Source organism: Streptomyces taklimakanensis (assembly GCF_009709575.1).
In the GTDB taxonomy this organism is placed as follows: domain Bacteria; phylum Actinomycetota; class Actinomycetes; order Streptomycetales; family Streptomycetaceae; genus Streptomyces; species Streptomyces taklimakanensis.
In genome coordinates this window covers 5,790,363-5,809,587 of record NZ_WIXO01000001.1, presented here as the reverse complement: position 1 = coordinate 5,809,587, position 19,225 = coordinate 5,790,363, and the positions used below count along the sequence as shown (strand labels likewise).

Annotated in this window: 16 protein-coding genes and 2 pseudogenes; 7 read left to right on the top strand and 11 right to left on the bottom strand. The window is 72.6% G+C overall.

Annotated features, from left to right (window positions below):
* Window positions 1-126: 126 nt before the first annotated feature.
* The 3 genes and pseudogenes from F0L17_RS25465 to F0L17_RS25455 all read right to left on the bottom strand — a co-directional run bounded on the left by F0L17_RS25465 (window position 127) and on the right by F0L17_RS25455 (window position 2,614).
* Window positions 127-741, bottom strand: a complete 615-nt coding sequence (locus F0L17_RS25465) for a proteophosphoglycan 5 (RefSeq protein ID WP_155072870.1) — start codon at window positions 739-741, stop codon at window positions 127-129.
* A gap of 92 nt (window positions 742-833) precedes the next feature.
* Window positions 834-1,842: pseudogene (locus F0L17_RS25460) on the bottom strand (1-aminocyclopropane-1-carboxylate deaminase).
* Window positions 1,843-1,906: 64 nt separating this feature from the next.
* Entirely contained in the window at window positions 1,907-2,614 is a 708-nt protein-coding gene (locus F0L17_RS25455; RefSeq protein ID WP_155072869.1) for a GntR family transcriptional regulator, read from the bottom strand.
* Between the two features lie 386 nt (window positions 2,615-3,000).
* Between F0L17_RS25455 and F0L17_RS25450 the strand changes: the two genes are divergently transcribed.
* Together F0L17_RS25450 and F0L17_RS25445 are read left to right on the top strand one after the other, a co-directional pair.
* On the top strand, window positions 3,001-3,420 hold the full coding sequence (locus F0L17_RS25450) for a YciI family protein (protein WP_155072868.1): 420 nt from the start codon (window positions 3,001-3,003) through the stop codon (window positions 3,418-3,420).
* 15 nt (window positions 3,421-3,435) lie between these two features.
* The gene (locus F0L17_RS25445) at window positions 3,436-4,737 is read left to right on the top strand and encodes an RNA polymerase sigma factor (protein WP_155072867.1); all 1,302 of its coding nucleotides are present in this window, start codon (window positions 3,436-3,438) and stop codon (window positions 4,735-4,737) included.
* Between the two features lie 242 nt (window positions 4,738-4,979).
* Here the strand turns inward: F0L17_RS25445 and F0L17_RS25440 are convergent, their stop codons facing one another.
* Entirely contained in the window at window positions 4,980-5,198 is a 219-nt protein-coding gene (locus tag F0L17_RS25440) for a hypothetical protein (RefSeq protein ID WP_155072866.1), read from the bottom strand.
* A gap of 630 nt (window positions 5,199-5,828) precedes the next feature.
* A complete protein-coding gene (locus tag F0L17_RS25435) occupies window positions 5,829-7,097 on the bottom strand; it encodes an Nramp family divalent metal transporter (RefSeq protein ID WP_202917938.1) in 1,269 nt (422 codons plus the stop codon).
* A gap of 340 nt (window positions 7,098-7,437) precedes the next feature.
* Here F0L17_RS25435 and F0L17_RS25430 point away from each other — a divergent pair, with 340 nt between their 5' ends.
* Window positions 7,438-8,160, top strand: coding sequence for a GntR family transcriptional regulator (locus tag F0L17_RS25430; RefSeq protein ID WP_155072865.1), 723 nt, complete (start codon window positions 7,438-7,440; stop codon window positions 8,158-8,160).
* 155 nt (window positions 8,161-8,315) lie between these two features.
* On the opposite strand, the gene F0L17_RS25425 is transcribed toward F0L17_RS25430, so the two are convergent.
* Window positions 8,316-9,128, bottom strand: a complete 813-nt coding sequence (locus F0L17_RS25425; protein WP_155072864.1) for an SAM-dependent methyltransferase — start codon at window positions 9,126-9,128, stop codon at window positions 8,316-8,318.
* A 396-nt stretch (window positions 9,129-9,524) separates the two neighbouring features.
* Between F0L17_RS25425 and F0L17_RS25420 the strand changes: the two genes are divergently transcribed.
* Window positions 9,525-11,096: a PH domain-containing protein gene (locus F0L17_RS25420; protein ID WP_155072863.1), complete on the top strand. Its 1,572-nt coding sequence runs from the start codon at window positions 9,525-9,527 to the stop codon at window positions 11,094-11,096.
* A 44-nt stretch (window positions 11,097-11,140) separates the two neighbouring features.
* Here the strand turns inward: F0L17_RS25420 and F0L17_RS25415 are convergent, their stop codons facing one another.
* The gene (locus tag F0L17_RS25415; protein WP_155072862.1) at window positions 11,141-11,638 is read right to left on the bottom strand and encodes a hypothetical protein; all 498 of its coding nucleotides are present in this window, start codon (window positions 11,636-11,638) and stop codon (window positions 11,141-11,143) included.
* Window positions 11,639-11,787: 149 nt separating this feature from the next.
* Between F0L17_RS25415 and F0L17_RS25410 the strand changes: the two genes are divergently transcribed.
* Window positions 11,788-12,786, top strand: coding sequence for a DUF6492 family protein (locus tag F0L17_RS25410; protein ID WP_155072861.1), 999 nt, complete (start codon window positions 11,788-11,790; stop codon window positions 12,784-12,786).
* A 73-nt stretch (window positions 12,787-12,859) separates the two neighbouring features.
* Here the strand turns inward: F0L17_RS25410 and F0L17_RS25405 are convergent, their stop codons facing one another.
* A complete protein-coding gene (locus F0L17_RS25405) occupies window positions 12,860-14,548 on the bottom strand; it encodes a glycosyl hydrolase (RefSeq protein WP_338018219.1) in 1,689 nt (562 codons plus the stop codon).
* Window positions 14,549-14,914: 366 nt separating this feature from the next.
* Here F0L17_RS25405 and F0L17_RS28405 point away from each other — a divergent pair.
* Both F0L17_RS28405 and F0L17_RS28400 read left to right on the top strand, forming a co-directional pair.
* A pseudogene (locus F0L17_RS28405) lies at window positions 14,915-15,304 on the top strand (YybH family protein); the annotation flags it as partial.
* Between the two features lie 39 nt (window positions 15,305-15,343).
* Complete coding sequence (locus F0L17_RS28400; RefSeq protein ID WP_338018289.1) at window positions 15,344-15,751, top strand: YybH family protein; 408 nt, start codon at window positions 15,344-15,346, stop codon at window positions 15,749-15,751.
* Between the two features lie 133 nt (window positions 15,752-15,884).
* On the opposite strand, the gene F0L17_RS25395 is transcribed toward F0L17_RS28400, so the two are convergent.
* From F0L17_RS25395 to F0L17_RS25385, 3 genes are all read right to left on the bottom strand, one after another.
* Window positions 15,885-17,297, bottom strand: coding sequence for an FAD-dependent oxidoreductase (locus F0L17_RS25395; protein ID WP_155072858.1), 1,413 nt, complete (start codon window positions 17,295-17,297; stop codon window positions 15,885-15,887).
* Window positions 17,298-17,535: 238 nt separating this feature from the next.
* Window positions 17,536-17,886 (bottom strand): anti-sigma factor antagonist, encoded by a 351-nt coding sequence (locus F0L17_RS25390; protein ID WP_162466687.1) that lies wholly within the window; start codon window positions 17,884-17,886, stop codon window positions 17,536-17,538.
* Window positions 17,883-19,205, bottom strand: coding sequence for a SpoIIE family protein phosphatase (locus F0L17_RS25385; RefSeq protein ID WP_162466686.1), 1,323 nt, complete (start codon window positions 19,203-19,205; stop codon window positions 17,883-17,885). Before F0L17_RS25385 ends, F0L17_RS25390 begins: the two co-directional genes overlap by 4 nt.
* Window positions 19,206-19,225: the final 20 nt, after the last annotated feature.

Genomic DNA, 19,225 nt, shown 5'->3' with positions numbered 1-19,225 from the left:
CGCTTCCGCCCCGAGCCGGCGGTCACTTCGGCGGCCGGGTTCCGAAGCCCCCGAGGGCGGGGACCGTCCGGGCGCCCCCGGGGCGGGCCGGCGCCACGTACCGTCGCCGGTGTTCACCGGCCCCCGTCACGCCGTCAGGAAACGGCGCGCGTGTGCCGCTCCGACCGCCGGGGCGCGGCCCTCGGTGCCGACCACCGCCGCCACCAGTTCCTCCGTGATGTCGCCATCCGCCGCGATCAGCGCGTCGATCGACTCGTCGGACGGTCGGGGAAGTGTGGGGTCGTGACAGCCGGAGGAGTCGTACCCGCAGGCGTCGAGGATCCGGCGCCGGGTCCTCTCGCGGGTCAGCGCGAGAAGGTTCACGGCGGAGAACCCGTCGTCCATGCCGTAGTCCACACGCCTCCACACCGTGCCGTCGAAGCCGTAGACGATGGCCACGTTCTCGTTCTCCCGTACGGCGTCCCGCAGCGGCGGCCGCCACCAGTCGGGCACCTCGGGGACCAGGTCGGGAAACTCGTCGGGCTCGGGCGAGCATTCGTGGTCGTTCCCGACCAGTACGGCGCGCCCGCCACCGAGACGGTGGAGGTCCACCCAGTTGCCGCCGCCGTCGTCGTAGTGCCACACGGACCCGTCGGCCCGACATTCGTCACTCCGTCCCATGGCTGCGTGGACGGCCGCCCAGGCGGCCCACCGGCCGCGCAGCCGAGTCGGTTCGGGCAGGTCGAGCGCGACGAGCTCCATGATTCCCCTCGTAGGTTCCCCGATGGTCCGTCGGATCACCGGGGCCTCGCGTCGCCGCGCCCCGGCGCGCCGGCCCCGCCCCGCGGAACGGATCAGTCGAAGACGCCACTGTAGGCGTTCAGAGCGGGCTGACCACCGAGGTGGGCGTACAGGACGTTGGAGTCCTCGGGGATGTCGCCGGTGCGGACGAGGTCGATGAGCCCGGCCATCGACTTGCCCTCGTACACGGGGTCGATGATCATGCCTTCCAGGCTTCCCGTGAGGCGGATGGCGTCCAGGGTGGACCGGACGGGGACGCCGTACAGATCGCCGGCCCACCCCTCCAGGACGGTGATCTCGTCGTCGCGCAGGTCCCGGCCCAGGCCCATGAGGTCGGCGGTGCTCCGGGCGATCCTCTCCACCTGGGCGCGGGTCGCGTCGATCTTCGCGGAGGCGTCGATCCCCAGGACGCGGCGAGGCCTCTCCTGGCCCGCGAATCCGGCGATCATGCCCGCTTGGGTGCTGCCGGTGACGCTGCACACCACGATCGTGTCGAAGAAGACGCCCAGTTCGCGTTCCTGTTGCCGTACCTCGTAGGCCCAGTCGGCGAAGCCGAGGCCACCCAGGGGGGTGGTCGGAGGCTCCGGCGGGGATCGCGTACGGTGTGCCGCCGGCCGCCCGCACGTCCTCCAGGGCCTGGTGCCAGCTGTCCTTGAAACCGATGTCGAAACCGGCCCGCACCAACCGCACGTCGGCGCCCATGATCCGCGACAGCAGGATGTTGCCGACCTTGTCGTTGACCGGGTCGGGCCAGTCCACCCAGCTCTCCTGGACCAGCACGGCCTTCAGACCGGCCCTGGCGGCGGCGGCCGCCACCTGCCGGGTGTGGTTGGACTGCAGCCCGCCGATGCTGACCAGGGTGTCCGCGCCCTGGGCGAGGGCGTCGGGGAGCAGGTACTCGAGCTTGCGGGTCTTGTTGCCGCCGAAGGCCAGTCCACTGTTGCAGTCCTCCCGCTTGGCCCAGATCCGGGCCCCGCCGAGGTGATCGCTCAGCCGGTCCAGGGGGTGGACGGGGCTGGGGCCGAACAGCAGGGGGTAACGCTCGAACGCGTCGAGGGGCATCGGTGACTCCTTCGTGTCCGCCCCGGCCTCGGGGCTCCGGTTGCCGTCGTCGGTGAGGTGGTGATCAGCGCGGGGCGAGCGCGTCGTCCCCGATGCCGTCGGGCGGATCGTCCGGAGGCAGGGTGTCGAGCAGGGGCGCCAGCGTCTGCCAGTTGGCACGGGTGGCGGCCGCCGCTCCGTCGGTGTCCCCGGCCTCGCACAGGTCGACGATGCGGTCGTGCTGGGCGACCGAGCCCCGGCCGCTCAGCGACGAGAAGCGCAGCCGTTCCACGCGCCGCAGCACCGGTGTGAACTGTTCGAGCACGGTGCGCACCGCGGGATTCGCGCAGGCGGTGACGGCGACACCGTGGAAGTCGTCGTCCGCGGCGATCGCCGCGTCGACGTCGTTGCCCCGCAGGGCGTCGGCGAAGCGTGCGTTGGCCTCGCGCATGGCGTCCAACTCGGCGACCGACAGGTTGGGCAGCGCCTCCCGGACCGCGAGTTCGTGCATGGCCGCCGTCACCGACTGGGCGGCACGCACGGCGCGGACGTCCAGCGGGCTGACCATGGTGTAGCGGCCGGGCCTCGTCCGCACCAGTCCGGCCTGCTCCAGGCGCGCCAGGGCCTCTCGCACCGGCGTCCGGCTGACTCCCAGCCACCGGGCCAGATCACCGTCGTTGAGCCGCTCGCCCGGGGCGAGCGTGCCGTCGACGATGGCGTCCCGGATCGCCCGGTAGGCGTTCTCCCTCAACAGGGACCTGGCGACGAGCCCTCGGCTCTCCGGAACTGGCATGCAATATATTGCATGCTCCATACAGGGCGGCTGTCAAGGGGACGACCCGGCCCGGCGTCCTCCACACTCCCCCTGGGGCGCCCCGTCTCCACCGAAACCTCCGGGCCGACGCCACGACGGCCGAACCCTCCTCGGTCCGGTCGCCCTCGTCTGCTACAAGGGACCCGTCGGCCTCATCGTCCGGGACACGGCCCGAAGCGGACGAGGGCCGGTCGATCGGTCGGCGCCCCCACGTCCTTCCACGTTCCGTGCCCGGCGCATCGTCCGTCGGTGGTGCGCGACTCGGAAGAGAATCCGGGAGCCGTGTCGATCCGCGGCGTTCCCGTTCGACCTATGGGTGAGAGGGCCCCGGGAAAGGGCCCGGACCCGGAGCAGGGAGACAGACCATGAAGTACATGCTGATCATGCGCGCCACCGACGAGGCCTTCGCGGAGATGGCGGCCGTCGACTTCGACGAGATGCTCAAGACCGTCGGCAGGTACAACGACGAGTTGATCCGGGCCGGGGTACTGGTCGCCGCCGAGGGACTCGACGACGCCGCCGAGGGCGTGGTCGTCGACCACTCCGCGGAACCGCCGGTGGTCACCGACGGCCCGTACGGCGAGACCAAGGAGTTGTTCGGCGGGTTCTACATCCTCAACGTGGCCTCCAAGGAGGAGGCGGTGGAGTGGGCCAAGCGGTCGCCGATGACCGGTCCGGGCTTCAGGACCGAGATCCGCCGGGTCACCACGATCGACGAGTTCCCCCAGGACAACGAGTGGGTCCAGCGGGAGCGGGCGTGGCGCGAGGCCACCGGCCAGCTCTGAACGGACGGACGGGAGATGGCAGACTCCACCGGCCGCGAGGCGGTCGCCGCCGTCTGGCGGATCGAGTCCGCACGGATCGTGGGCGCGCTCGCGCGGTACACCGGCGACTTCGCGATGGCCGAGGACCTCGCCCAGGAGGCCTTGGCCGAGGCGCTGGTGACCTGGCCTCGCGACGGTGTGCCCCGCGCCCCCGCGAGTTGGTTGCTCACCGTGGGCCGGCGCCGCGCGATCGACGCGTTCCGCCGGGGCTCGGCCCTCGACCAGAGGTACGCCGCCCTCGCCCACGGCCTGGGCGAGGGCGGCGCCGTCTCGGGGGGCGCCCCCGCCGATCCCGTCCGGGAGGCCGAGGACGTGCTGTGGGATCCGGACCGGATCGACGACGACGTGCTCGCGTTGATGTTCGTCTCCTGCCACCCCGTGCTGTCCCGGGAGGCGCGGGTGGCGCTCGCCCTGCGGGTGGTCGGCGGCCTGACCAGCGACGAGATCGCCAAGGTGTTCCTCGTTCCGACCGCCACCGTGCAGGCCCGGATCACCCGGGCGAAGAAGGCCCTCGCAGCGGCCCGGGTGCCGTTCGCGGTGCCGGCGGCCGAGGAACGGGCCGAGCGGCTCGGCTCGGTGCTCAGCGTCGTCTACCTGATCTTCACCGAGGGGTCCTCCGCCGGCGCGGGGAAGGAGCTGATCCGGTTCGACCTCGCGAGCGAGGCACTGCGCCTCGCACGGGTGGTGAGCCGGCTGATGCCGGACGAGCCCGAGGTCCACGGCCTGCTGGCGCTGCTCGAACTGACCGCGGCGCGGTTCCCCGCCCGCGTCGGACCGGACGGCCGGCCGGTGCTGCTGGAGGACCAGGACCGCCGCCGCTGGGACCGCTCCGCGATCCGTCGGGGACGAGCCGCCCTGGCCCGCGCGGAGGCCGCCGGCCGGGGGCTGGGCGCCTACGGCCTCCAGGCGGCGATCGCCGAATGCCACGCCCTCGCCCCCTCGGTCGCCGCGACGGACTGGGAGCGCGTGGTGCTCCTGTACGAAGCACTCGGTCGGCTCGCGCCCTCACCGGTGGTCGACCTCAACCGGGCGGTGGCGGTCTCCATGGCGCGGGGACCGGCCGCGGCCCTGCCCATCGTGGACGAGCTGGTCGCCGCCGAGGCACTGGCCGGCTCCCCTCTGTTGCCCGGCGTACGCGGAGAGCTGCTCGTCCGTCTGGGCCGCACCGACGAGGCGCGCGCCGAACTGGAGCACGCCGTCCGGCTGTGCGGCAACGAGCGCGAGCGGGCGGTGCTGGAGGGCAAGCTCGCCGCCCTCGCCGAACCGCGTGCCCGGTGAACCGGGCCCACGGCCGCAAGGGTCGCCGTCGGATCCCGAGCGGCCGGTGGCGGCGCCTGGACATCAGGCGGCGCAGGGCCACCGCTCCGCCCCCAAAGGCGCGCCTCCCCGCGGCCGGACCCCTCGGGCCGCGACCCTCGGACGGGGCCGCGACCACCGGTGAGGGACGTGCCGGACGTCTCGGCGGTACCGGTCCGGCGCGGTGCGCGGTGTTCCCGCGAGGGCTCGGCAGAGGGCACCGACTACTTCGCGCGGCGCCCTTTCTCCACCTCTCGCCTGTGCCTGCGCCGGTCGCGCCACCAGTCCAGCCTGTCCCGCGACTCCTGTGGGAACACCGAGGCCGACAGGAGGACGAGGTAACCCACCAGACCGAAACCGACGGCCACCGGCCACGGAGCGTCGACCAGGAAGGCCGAGGCGGACGTCACCGCCGCGCCTCCCGCGAGGATCTGCTCCCTCACCCGGTGCTCCACCCGCTGCGGCGCGGCCTCTCCGGGGCGTACACATCGTTCCGACGGACGGCCGCCCGGCTCGACGGACGGCTCGCCCGGCGGGGTGACCGCATCGCGCCGGCCCCGATCCTCCGGTGGGCCACCGACGGAGCCGCCGCGGGACGGCCGACGGAGGACCCTGACGCCCCGCCCGCGGACGTCACCGCATCAGGTGCGGTCGTGCGTGCCGATGGGAATGCGAACACGAGTGCTCCTCGCCTTCTCTGTACGGGAGTGGACGGGTGGCGGGAGACGCCGCGGGACTCGGAAGCCGGTCGGCCGGTGGGGCGTACCGTTCCGGCGTGCCGTTCTTCCCGCGCGTACCGCCGATGTGAGGCCGCGGCACGGCCCCCTCGATTCCGATCGGTGTCCCGGGCCCGGGTGGAAGGCCCGCCCCGGAGAGGCATCCTCGGGCACCCGGCCCTCCGCTGCCCGGGATTTCTCGTCTCTCCCGGCGGGGCGGGACGGTGCGGTGCTCACGGGCGACGGTCGACAGCGGGCCGTCCTCGTCCCCCGTGAGCGGTGCCGCCCCTCGATACGGTGATCACGTCCCGCGGGTCGATCACGTGGTTCGACTCTGCGGGAGGCCCCGGGGGACGGTCAGTCGACGAGGCCCGTCGCGCGCAGGATGTTGAAGAGGCCGAGGCCGGTGGCGACGAGCACCACTCCACAGCCCATCAGGTTGCGGGCGAGGTTGTTGCGGTACTCGCCGAGCAGGTCGCGGCGGTTCATCACCACGAGCAGGAACACCGCGACGACCGGCAGCAACAGCCCGTTGGCCGCCTGGGCGAAGAGGATCGCGGCCACCGGGCTCCTGCCGAGTACCGCGAACGTCGTGCCCGCGAGGATCACCAGGGCCCATGTCGCGCGGAATCCGGGGGCCTTCAGGTCCGGTCGTCGGCCCAGCGCCCCGCTGACCGCGAACGCGGCCGCGAGCGGTGCGGTGATCGCGCTGGTGAGGCCGGCCGCGAACAGTCCCGCCGCGAAGAAGCCCTGGGCCGCCGGGCCGAGCAGGGGCTCCAACTGGGTGGCCATGTCCGCCGCGTTCTCGACCTCCAGTCCCTCGGCGAACATGGCCGTCGCCGCGGTGGTGACCACCGCGAGGGTGACCAGCCCGCCCAGGCCTATGGAGAGGTAGGTGTCACCGCGCGCCTCCGCCAACGCCCGGTCGACGGGTGTGTCGTCGGTCCACTTCTGCCGCACCGAACTCGCGTGCAGGAACAGGTTGTAGGGCACGACGGTGGTGCCGACGAGGGCGATCACCGTCAGGGTGGCGCCCGAGGGCATCCGTGGAACGAGTCCGTCGAGCAGGGCCGACGGATCCGGTCGTACGATCACCGACGTCACGACGAACACCACGCCCATGACGACGACGAGGGCGACCACCGCTCGCTCGATCAGGCGGTAGGTCCCGGTCAGGAGCAGGACGAACGCGGCGGCGCCGACCACCGCGGCCCACAGCCGGGGCGAGGTCCCGGTGAGCACTTCCAGGCCGATTCCGGCCCCCGTGAGGTTCCCGGTCTGGAAGGCGGCGTTGCCGAACGCGATGGCGACGACGACGAGCGCGATGGCGGCGTAGGACGCGCCGGGGTGCCGGAAGGTCGTGCGCAGCGCCTCGCCCAGGCCGGCCCGACTCACGATGCCCAGGCGGGCGGCCATCTCCTGGAGCACCATCGCCGCGCCCACGGAGAACACCAGCGCCCACACCAGCGCGAACCCGAAGTCGGCACCGGCGATGCTGGCCGTGGTGACCGTTCCGGGACCGATGAACGCGGCGGTGACCAGCAGTCCCGGCCCGAATCTACGGCTCGGCGCGTGCTGGACGTGGTGCTGTTCGACCGACTTCGACTGGCTGACAGGTTCGTTCACGGTGGGGTCTCCTCACCTGATGGGAATCCACGTCCAGACACCTGTTGTTCAGCACCATCAGCGTATGGATTGTTGAACGATCCCGCAATAGTCTTGTGGGAGCTTTCCCCCACCGACCGGAAGATCCGGACAGAAGTGCGACACATCCACCCGAAGGCAGGGCCCTACGGGACTCTCCTCTCTCTGTTTACGAGCGAATCGCTTCGTATTGTTGAACAAAATGACAAGGTGTCTGTTGTCTCGCCCTACGATCTCCGGTTGACTGGTCGGTACGAGCACCGCACGTCGTGCGGCCGTCGACGAGAAGCACGGTGGATTCCACGCGAAGGGGATGGATGCGATGCCGACCGAGATCGACCCGGCTGTTCTCGCCGGTGACCGCGCGCTGTTGGGGCGTGCCAGCACCGCCGAGCGCGTCGCCGACATCCTGCGCGCGCACATCGCCGAGGGGCACCTGCCTCCCGGGAGCAAGCTCTCCGAGGACACCATCGGCACCGCCCTCGGCGTCTCCCGCAACACCCTCCGAGAAGCGTTCCGCCTCCTGACCCACGAACGGCTCCTGGTCCACGAGCTCAACCGCGGTGTCTTCGTACGCCTCCTGACGGCCCAGGACGTGGCCGACATCTACCGCGTCCGTAGCCTGATCGAGTGCGCGGCGGTCCGTGCCCTGGGCGCGCCCCCCTACGACCTGAGCAGGGCACAAGCCGCGGTCGCCAAAGGGAAGAAGGCGCGCGAGGAGGGTGCCTGGCACGAGTTGAGCACCGCCAACATCCACTTCCACCAGGCCATCGTCGCCCTCGCCCACAGCACCCGCCTGGAGGAGATGATGCGCGGGGTGCTCGCCGAACTCCGCCTCGCCTTCCACGCCGTGGAAGCCCTCGACACCTTCCACGAGCCGTACCTGGCGCGCAACCAGGACATCCTCGCCGCGCTCGGGGAAGGAGACACCACGAGAGCGGAACTGCTCCTCGCCTCCTACCTCGACGACGCGAGGGAACAGCTCCTCGACAGGTACTCGACCGCCACGGCCGATCACCGCCCCCGGAGAGCGCCCGGCAAGTGATCACGGCGGAACTCACGCAGACGGGGGACGGGTGAGGCGAGGTGGCCGGCGGCGAAAGCGGAGCGCGGGGGCGACGTCGTCCAGGTGACGGCCCCCGGAGAGGGCATCACCAAGGTGGCCGACCGAGCCGGGCGGCGCGGCTCGCCGGGCGTCTCCTACGGTTTGCGGCCGACGGCGCCGTAGTTGACCTCCTCGGCGGGATCGCCGCTCGGCTCCTGCTCGGGACGCCAGTACGGGCAGGGCACCAGGCCGGGCTCGACCATCTCCAGGCCGTCGAAGAAGGCGGCGATCTGTTCCACCGGGCGCAGGACGTAGGGGATGGCCCCGCTGTCGTTGTAGCTTGCCTGGGCTCTGTTGGCGGCCTCGTAGGTGTCGGTCCCGTCGTTGAGGGAGAGGTGGCTGCCGGAGGCCAGGGCGTCCATCAGCCGGCGCACGATGGCGCGGGCCTCGTGGTGGTCGGGGATGTGTCCGAGGGTCCCGCTGAAGATCAGACCCACCGGTCGGTCCAGGTCCAGGGTCCTGGCGGCCTCGGCCAGGACGGTGTCGGGGTCGCGCAGATCGGCGTCGATGTAGGCGGTGGCCCCCTCGGGCGTGGAGGTCAGCAGCGCGCGGGCGTGCGCGAGCACCAGCGGATCGTGATCGACGTAGACGACCCTCGACTCCGGGGCGATCCGCTGGGCGACCTGGTGGGTGTTGTTCGCGGTCGGCAGACCGGTGCCGACGTCCAGGAACTGTCGGATGCCCGCCTCGGCGGTCAGGTAGCGAATGGAGCGGGCCAGGAAGCCGCGGGAGGCGCGGGCCAGCAGCTCGATCCCGGGAAACACCTCCTGGTAGGCGTCACCGGCCGCTCTGTCGGCGTCGTAGTAGTCCTTGCCGCCCAGCCAGTAGTTCCAGATCCGCGCCGAATGCGGCACGCTCGTGTCGATCCTCGACGACACCTCGCCCTCAGCGGGCACGTCATCGGCCATGGGCACTCCCTGAATGTGAAGCCGAGCATGGTCGCCGGCCGGGCGACGCGGTCCCCGTGCGGTGGCTCCGGCTCGACCGGCTCTTGCCAGCAGCCTGCCACACCCGCCCGGCCCTGCGGGGCGATGTGCCGCCGTCGTCCTCGGCGGGTACGGCGAACAGGTGCCCGTTCCGACGGCTCGCGCGCCCGGTCGGATCCCCGAAGTCGCCGTCGCGTCGACGCCGCACGCGACCGTCCGGACCGCTGCGCGGCCTCGTGTCCGGGCGCGTCCCCTCCCCGGCCCGGAGGTCGAGGTACCCGCGTGCGGGGATTTCCGTGAACCGGCAGTGTCGCCGGTCGGAAGGCTGCCACACCGTGCACAGGCGCTCGCGGTGTGGACGGTGACAGGGTTCCGCGCATGATCGGTGACCGGGAAGTGATCTGCCGTCCCCTCCGGAGGCGCGCCCTGTGGTGCTTCGTCGCACTCGGCGCGGCCGGGGCGGGCTCGGCCGTGGCGCGCCTGGCGTACCGGGGCGAACCGCTGGACGTGTGGCTGGGTGTCGGCCTGCTCCTCTCGCTGGTGGGTGTCGCGTCGCTCCACTCGGTCACCGCGCGGGTGAGCGCCGACACGCACGGTCTGCGCTCCCGGACGTTGGCCCGCCGGCGAAGCGTGTCGTGGCGCGACGTGGCCGACCTGCGCGTGCACCTGCGGTACGCGGACGTCCACCGGACCCGTGAGATCCGCCGTGTCGGCCTGGCGTTGCGCGACGGACGCAAACGACTCCTGCCCCTGCCGCAGGACGGCTGGATCTGCGGCGACCCGGACTTCGACGCGAAGCTGGACGCCCTCCGGGCGCTGCACCGGCGTTACGGAACCCCGAAGTCGAGCCACGTCCCCGTCGTCTCGTACCGCACCGCCGGGCGCGGCTGGGTGGGGTCACTCGCTCTGTGCGCACTGTTGCTCGCGTGCGCGGGCGTGGCCGCGTGGTCCGTGCCGAGCACGGCGTCGAACGAGCGGGCGTGGAAGTCGGCCACCCCGTGCACCGACGAGACGCCCGCCGCGGAGCGCGGCGAGTGCCTGACCACCCTGCCGGCCGTCATCGAGCGGACCGAGGCCGAACGCCCTCGGCAGCGCGGCCGGCTGTACTTCGCCGACGGCCGACCGTTGGAGCGGCTCACGGTCTCGCGAGAGGCCGCTCGGGCGTTCCGGCCCGGCGACAGCGTCGAACTGACCTTCTGGCGCAGCCGGGTGAGGGAGGTCGCCGGGGAGCGTCACGTGTGGCGCGATCACGTACCCGGCGCCGGGAGTTCGGCCGTCGCCGCGGCCGTGTGCGTCCTCGCCGCGGGCTACCCCGGAGCACAGGTACTGCTGCGTCTGCGCGGGCGTCGGCTGCCCGACGACGAGGTTCTCCCGTCGGCCCTTCCGTTCGCGGGCGCGCTCGTCGGTACGGCCCTGTGGCTGGTGCCGTTCTGCTTCCTCCACCCCACGGCCCCGCTCGCCTCCCCCGTGGCGATCACGTGGGTGGCCGCGGGGTCACTGGCCACGCTGGGCCTGTTCGCCTGGGCCTGGCGCGCCACCCGTGTCCGTGCGCCCGGGACGGGCGAGGACGGCGTCGAGGGGAAAGCCGAGGAGGAGGACGAGGGGAGGGACGTGTACCTGGCCGCCCGTTTCCTGGAGCACACCGACTACAACCCGTACGGCTTCGGCACCCACATCGTCCTCGGGGGTGGCCCGCCCGCGGTGACGCCCCACCACGGTCCGGGCCGGTTCGCGGCGAAACGGATTCCGGTGGAGCGGCTCGCCCTCAAGGACGTGCGGCGTCCCCGGGGCGACGACGGCGACACCGTCCCCGGAAACTGGCACGTCGCCGAAATCGACGACGCCGGCACACCGGTCCGCCTCGCGGCCGCCCCGGCGGACCTGGCCCGCGTCCTCCGCGCACTGGACCTTGCCGCAACTCCCGCGAACACCACGAGCCGCGCGCCGTGACCACCTCCCGGCCCCGTTCCGCTCGCTCCCACCGCTCGCCGCGCTCACCGCGGCGTCGGTTCCCGCCTCCGTGGGACTTCCTCGACTCGGTTCCCGAAGGCGGTGAAGGCGCTGCGATGGATGTCGTGTGACACCCCCGGCAGGTCGCGGGTCGAACCGGGAGGCGGCAGCCGCTCCGCGGCCGCCAAGGCGACATCGTCGATGAGACCGCCCCGGCCGGGCAGGACGGGCGCGTCAATCCGGGGCAGCAGGGGGAAGAGCGGTCCGAAGGCGGCACTGTTCGCGATGACGCGCGCCGCGATGTCCGGGTCCGCGCCCGGCTTCCCCTCCAGGAACGCCCGCCGGTCGTCCGGGTGCCGCCCGGCACGGAGGGTGTCGGCGATCCGTTCCGGGTCGGCCCGGCGGGGCACGCGCGGTGCCTTTTCGAAGGCCGCGGGGAACCTCGGGTTCGTACGGAACGTCAGGTCCGCGAGCGGGTCCACGAAGTGGGACCTGCCGCCGGGCGTCTTGGCGAACCGCCTGTCGACACCCCCGGCAGGCACCGGGACCGCACCGACTGACAGCCGCGGACGGTTCGTGCGACACTCGACCGGGCCCGCGCTCCCCCGCGCCGCGCCCGTCCCACCGGCCCCGCGGGCGAGGTGCGCTTGGTCCCACCCCTTGGTCCCGCACTTCCGAGAGAGCTCTCGCCATGCAAGCGGACGGTCGTCTTCCTTCACTCGACGTCCTGATCCTGGCAGCGGAGAAGGACCTGCCGGGGCTTGGGGCCTGCGTGGAAGGCCTCCTGGCCCACTGCCGGAACCCCATCGCCACCCTGCGGATCGTCTCCCGGAGCAGGCCGACCGTACCCGACACCGTTCCGGGGACGCGGATCGCCTGGACGGACGAACTCCGGTGCGTGCCCGGCGTCCGGGACATCCACGGGTTCCTGCGCGCGTCCGGCAGGGATCCGTCCAACGCCTCCTGGTACTTCCAGCAGCTGGTCAAGCTGCGGTGCTTCGACCTCCTCCCCGCCGACGCCCCCGAGCACGTCCTGGTCGTCGACGCCGATTTCGTCCTTCTGCGGGACACGGTGTTCGTCGACGCGCTGAGGCGTTCGCTGGTGCCGTACGGATACCCGCTCTCCTGGCGATTGGGCACCCGCGAGCATCGGCTCCCGAACCGCCACACGGCCCTGGAGGCCGCCTCGCGGCTGGTTCCCGGCTGGCAACCGGTCGACGCCTACAGCGGTATGCAGCACCACATGGTGTTCGACCGCACGATCCTCGACGATCTGGCCGAACGGGCGCGCCACGCGCACGGAACGTCCCTGTGGCAGGCCTTCCTGGCCACCTCCGACGCCGGCAAGTGGACGGGGGCTTCGGAGTACGTCCTCTACCGGCACTTCGCCGAGCGCTTCTTCCCCGACCGGATCCGCCCGCGGCACCTCCGGGCCGTGGACGTCATCCAGGCGGACACCCGCGACGGGCTCCGCCTGTCCGAGGTCGTACACGCCGCGCGCCACTCCGACCTGGACGCCGTGGGCTGCCACCGCTTCCTCCACTACGCCGAGCGGTTGGCCACCATGGACTACGTTCCCGACCGTCTCCGCCGCGCCCTCCTCCAGCGGCCCGGGCCGCTGCAACTGCGCCTGGACCGCGGTCTGCTGATGATCACGCCCGCGTCCCGTCCCCTCGTCCTGGAGTCGTGACACGCCTCCGCCTCGGCCGGGCCGGGCGGGGTGGGAGGGGCAGGCGAAGCCCTCCCACCCCTCCCGGAAGGGATCAGCCGGCCTGGCAGCTCGGTGACGGTGACAGCGCCGATGGTTCGGCGGTGCTCCAGTTGAGGTAGAAGGAGGTCTCCTGGCCGGGCCTCAGGTCGGCGTTCCAGCCCAGGCTCTCGGCCGACCAACCGGTCCCCGTCGTCTCCAGCCGGGCGTTCCAGTGGTCGTCGAGCTGTGCGCCGGCCGCGCGGTTGGCGCCCACCCGCCAGCCGGACAGGGGCTCGTCGCCGTCGTTGGTGACGGTGACGCGGACCAGACGGCCGTCGTCCCAGTCGCCGATGACCTCCCAAACGGCCGTGCAGCCCCCGTGGCGGGTGAAGTCGCCCAACTCGTCCAGGGTGACGACGTCCCGGTGGTGGTAGACGTGGTTCAGGTGGTCCCGCGAGTTGGTGACTCCGTCGCTGACGAAGTCGCCGCTCCAGGTGGTGAAGTAGCTCCAGTCCACCTGGTAGGCGCGCATCAGGTCGGGGTCCGGGATGGGGCCGTTCTCGCTGAGGGCGACCGGCTTGGTGTCGTCCACCAGCTCCACCAACCGTTCGTACGCCCCGCTCTGAGGGCTGTGGTCACCGGCGGGCGGGTAGGTGTCGGCGCTGACGATGTCGACCACGTCGTCGCCCGGGTACCAGGCCGGGTCCAGGGAGTTCCACACCCACAGCAGGTTGTGCAGGCCGTGGTGGTCGACCATGCGGTCGTACATCAGCCGGTACAGCTCTTTCGCCGGCTCCGGTCCCTTCGCCCCCCACCAGAACCAGCCGCCCTCGGCTTCGTGCAGGGGACGCCAGATGACGGGAACGTTCGCGTCCCGGAGTCGGGCGAGCCGGGCGGCGATGGCGTCGATGTCCCGGAGCAGGAGCCGGTACTCCTCGGAGGCGGGGTCGGCGAGGGCGGCGGCCACGTCGAAGGTGGTCGCTTCGGTGTAGAAGCCGCGCCACCACTCCTTGCCGCCCGGCTCGTCGATCAGGCCGGTGGGGGCGTTCCAGTGCCAGACGAACGCGTTGACGCCGCCGCGCTCGTGCCAGGCCAGGGCGTTCTCCACCTCCCGGGAGGAGGTGCCGCGCTCCACCCGGCTCGGGGAGTAGTCCATCATGTCCAGGCCCGCGATGGCCGGGGCGCGCCCCACGGTGTCCTCGACCCAGGCGACCGAGCCCATGTCCTGCTGACCGCTGAGGGTGTACTCACCGTAGTTGTCGGCGAGGTAGCGCAGCAGGGACCGCGCCTCGGGTGTCGCCCGCGGGTTCACCGGGACGCCGCCGACCCGGTGCGGGCCGCGCGGCGGCGTGGGGCTGACGCCGATGGCGTCGATCTCGTACCAGCCCCAGTTGTTGCGGAGGGTGACGGTGTTCTCGCCGGGGTCGAGCAGGACCCGGCCGGCGTCGGCTGTGGTGAAGACGTTCGACTCGGTCAGCGGCACGTCGCCCGCTCCCTCGCCGTTGAGCAGCACCGAGGTGACCTTGGACCCGTAGGGCGCGCGGTAGCGCACCGTCAGGTCGAACAGTCCGCCGGGACTGTCGGGGATGGTGATGGTGACCTGGTCGTCGGCCGCGTCGAAGCCCTCCACGTAGCCGGTGCCCGAGAAGCCGGTCGCGGCCGAACCCACGGTGACGCCCCGGAGTTCACCCTCCTCCGCCTCGTAGAACACGAGGTCGCCCGCCGGAACCTCGGGCTCGGCGTGTGCCGTGACGGGGGACACGGCGGCGAGCAGGCAGGCGACGAGCGCGACGGCCGACTGCCGGGTTCCGCGGCGCCCGCGTCCCGGAGAGGGAGGGCGGAAAGCCGGCGAGGGCCTCCGGTCCGCCCGGAGGCGGGGTAAGGACGGTATGCGCATGAGGGCGACTTCTCCTGGGTTCCGGTGGGACGAGGTGACTTTGGGAGCGGTTCCATTCACGGGGAGCGGCACCCACGCGTCAATAGCCGGAGCGGCCGTTCCTCGAAAGCGCCGCCTGTCGACCGCCCGGCCACCGCGCCCGGTGTCGGCCGCCGGCGATGAGTTTCGGCGCCGGCCGGCGTCCGATCCCACAGAGAGCGTCCGAGAACGAGACGGCGAGGAGCGGGACCCATGTCCGACGACGAGGAACTGATCCGGACCTTGGTGGAGCGGTGGGCCGCGGCGGTGCACCGGGGCGACATGGACGGCGTCCTGGCGGACCACGCGGAGGACATCGTGATGTTCGACGTACCGCCGCCCTACGAGGGAGTCCGCGGCATCGACGCCTACCGCGAGACGTGGCCGCCCTTCTTCGCCTGGCAGGCGCGGGGAGCCTCCTTCGAGATCGACTCCCTCGACGTCACCGTCGGCGGCGACGTGGCCTTCGCCCACGCCCTGCTGCGCTGCGGAACTCCCCGGGAGTTCGCCGAGCGTCCGGAGAACCGCCTGCGGCTCACCCTCGGGCTGCGCAGGGAACGGGGCCGCTGGGTCGTGACGCACGAGCACCACTCGTTCCCGGACGCCCCCGACGGGAGCGCGACATCCGCGGCCGAGCGACAGGTGCGCTCGATCCACCGGCAGTGGTCCGTCGACACCGCGGCGAAGAACCTGGACGGGCTGATGGACCACATCGCCGAGGACGTCGTCTCCTATGAGCACGACGCGCCCCTGCGGCACACCGGGGTGGAGCGTGTCCGTGAGGTCTGCCGGCGCGGCCTGGCGGCGTCGTCCGGCTCCGTCGGCTGGGAGGTCCCGGACCTGACGGTCCTGGTCGACGGAGACGTCGCGGTCGCCTGGGGACTCAACCGCATGACCGCGCGTCCGCCGGACGGTACGGCCACCGAGAGCTGGTCGCGCGGGACGCGCGTGTTCCGGCGGAGGGACGGCGAGTGGGTGATGGTCCACCAGCACCTCTCGTACCCCTACGACCCGGAGACCGGGGAGGCGAGGACCGATCTGACCCCGTGAGGGACGGGCCGGGTGGCCCGTCCCCCACCGAGCCGCCCGGGGCACGGCGCTCCTCGGCCCCCGGTCCCGGACGGTCGAACGCCTCCTGCGGCGACGGCCCTCCGGCGCCGGGCACGCCCGGACGGCCACGGTGTCAGTGCGCGCCCGCCCGACGTACCTCCGCGGCCGCCTTCCGGGCCGCCACCAGCACCGGGTCCCACAAGGGGGAGAACGGCGGGGCGTATCCCAGGTCCAAGGCCGTCATCTGCTCGACCGTCATCCCGGCGGACAGCGCGACCGCGGCCACGTCCACGCGTTTGCCCGCCCCCTCGCGTCCGACGATCTGCGCGCCCAGGAGGCGGCCGGTGCGGCGCTCGGCGAGCATCTTCACGTGCATCGGCGCGGCACCGGGGTAGTAGCCGGCACGGCTGGTCGACTCGATCGTCACGGTCGTGAACCGCAGCCCGAGGGCCCTCGCCTGCTCCTCCGACAGGCCGGTGCGGGCGATCTCCAGGTCGCAGACCTTGCTGACCGCCGTGCCGACGACCCCGGGGAAGGTGGCGTAACCGCCGCCGATGTTCGTGCCGATGACCTGGCCGTGCTTGTTCGCGTGCGTGCCCAGCGCGACGTGCCGGGTGCGGCCCGAGACGAGGTCGAGGACCTCGACGCAGTCACCGCCCGCCCAGATGTCCTCCCGTCCCCGCACGCGCATCGCCAGGTCCGTCAGCAGACCTTCGGAGCCCCCCAGCGGCAGGCCCGCCTCCCGCGCGAGTTCGGTCTCGGGCCGCACTCCGAGTCCGAGCACCACGATGTCGGCCTCGTACTCGGTGTCCTCGGTGGCGACCGCACGCGCCCGGCCGTCCTCGCCGGTGCGGATGGCGGTGACGGTGGCACCGGTGACCGTCTCGATGCCCATGCGGCACATCGCTTCGCGCACCAGACGGCCCATGTCCGGGTCGAGCGTCGTCATCGGCTGCTCCGCCCGGTCCACCACCGTGACCTCGTGTCCGCGACGGATCAGCGCCTCGGCCATCTCCACACCGATGTAACCGGCACCGATCACCACCGCGCGCCGCGGGGTTCCCGCCGAACGCGCCGCCTCGATCCTCTCCAGAGCCTCCAGCAGCGCCCGGCCGTCCTCCATGGTCTGCACGCCGTGCACACCCGGCGCGTCGATGCCCGGCAGTTCGGGACGTAGCGGGCGGGCACCGGTGGCGATGACCAGCTGGTCGTACCCCAGCCACTCCCCGGGGGGCCCACCATCGCCGCGCCCACGGACGCGGACGCGCCGGCCGTCCGGATCGAGGGCGGTGACCTCGGTGTACAGCCGCAGATCGATGTCCCGCTCGCGGTGCTGTTCGGGAGTCCGCGCGATCAGGTCGTCGACACCCGCGACATCGCCCCCCACCCAGTAGGGGATGCCGCACGCGGAGTAGGAGGTGTAGCCGCCCCGCTCGAGGACGACGATCTCCAACTCCCCGACCGGTTTGAGCCTGCGCGCCTGGGAGGCGGCCGACATGCCCGCCGCGTTCGCTCCGATGACCACCATGCGCTGTGTGGTCGCCATGGCGTGCGCTCCCTTCGCCGTGTCGGGCACGTGCCGGCCTCGGCCACCGTATGCCCGCGGCGCGCGCCGTGGCACCACCGTCGCCCGCGGCCGTCGGCCGAACGGTCGATCACTCCGGCGGAACGAACGCCCCCGCCGTGCCGCTCCCCGGACGCTCCCACCGGGCCGTGCCCCCGGCCCGTCCCGGCCGGGCGGCCGCCGGTTCCGTCCCGCCGCCCACGGCGGTCGCGGAGGCCGGTCAGGAGCGCAGGGCGTCGAGGGCCTGTTCGACGGTGGGTTGGAAGGTGAAGACCTGGTCGAGGCCGACGGTGCGGAAGACACGCAGCAGGTGGGGGTTCACCCCGGCGAGGAGGAGACGGGATTCCGCCGCCCGGGCACGGTGGTAGGCGGTGATGAGCACGGTGATGCCGGTGGAGTCGCAGTAGGCGAGTTCCGACAGGTCGATCACCACGGAACGGTCGAAGGTCGTCTCCTCCAGGGAACGGGCGAGGCGTGGCGCGGTGTGGTGGTCGAGTTCCCCGGCCACCGTCAGCACGGTGGCGCCGGAGGGGTGGTTCTGGCTGTCGACGGTCAGGGCTCGGTCGGTCACCGGTTCTCCTGTGCGGACGGGTCGATGCGGTGGGACGGAACGGACAGGGCGAGCAGCGCGGTGTCGTCACCGACCCCGGTGCCCAGGTCGGTGAGGAGCTTGTCCACGGTGCCGAGCAGGCCGTCGGCTTCCCGCACGGTGGTGGCGGACAACCGGCGGACCAGCCCGTCCTCCCCCAGCATGGTGCCGTCGGGGGTGCGGGCTTCGGTGAGGCCGTCGGTGTAGAGCAGCAGGGCCTCGCCGGGGAGGAGCCGTGTGGTGGCCTGCACGAAACGGGGTCGGGGCAGCATCCCGATCAGTTGGCCGCCGGTGGTGGAGACGAGTTCGATGGTGCCGTCGGCGCGCAGCGCGAGGGCCGGGGGGTGGCCGCCTCCGGCCAGGGAGACGGTGAAGGAGCCGTCGGGCACGGGTTGGAGCACTCCGAACACGGCGGTGCAGTACCGGGGGGCGCCGTCCTGGTGCTCCCCCTTGAGGACGGTGTCGAGGTTGGCCAGGGCCGCGCAGGGATCGGGGTCGTAGATGGCGGCGGCCCGCAGGGTGTAGCGGGTCAACGAGGTCAGGGAGGCGGCGTCCGCCCCCTTGCCGCACACGTCACCGAGGAAGAAGGCCCAGCGGCCGTCGTCGAGGGGGAACAGGTCGTAGAAGTCGCCGCCCACCTCGTCCACGGAGGCGGGGTGGTACGCCGCGGCCGTGTCCAGGCCGGGCACGGCCGGCAGGGCGGGCGGAAGCAGGGCTCGCTGCAGAGCGCGGGCCAGGCGCTCCGCCGTGGTGCGCTGGGCGCGTTCGGCCGCGATGGTACGGACGGCGGACAGCCTCACCTCCAGTTCGTCCATCACCAGTGAGGCCAGGTCCACGAGCGCGGCCATCTGATCGTCCGTGACCTGGCGGGGCCGGGTGTCCAGCACGTTGACCGTTCCCAGGCACTCGCCCCGGGCCGTGGTGATGGGCGCGGCCGCGTGGAACCGTATGCCCGGCTCGCCGCGGACCAGGGGGTGGGCCGCCGTACGGGGGTCGCCGAGGGCGTCGGGCACCACGCACGGGGCGTCGTGGAGGAAGGGCGAGGCGCACAGACCGGGCTCACGACCGATCTGGGTGATCCCGCCCAGCCCGTGCGTGGCCTTGAACCACACCCGGTCGGCGTCGACGATCGCCACCGCGGCCATCGGTGTGCCGAAGATGCGGGCGGCCAGCGAGGTGACGGTGTCGAACGCGCCCTCGGGCGGGGTGTCCAGGACACGGTAACGGCGTACCGCGGCGAGCCGCCGCTGCTCGTCGGCCGGGGAGGGCTCCGCGACCCGGTGGAGGGCGCCGTTCGTCACTGTCGTCTCCCGCCTGCTCC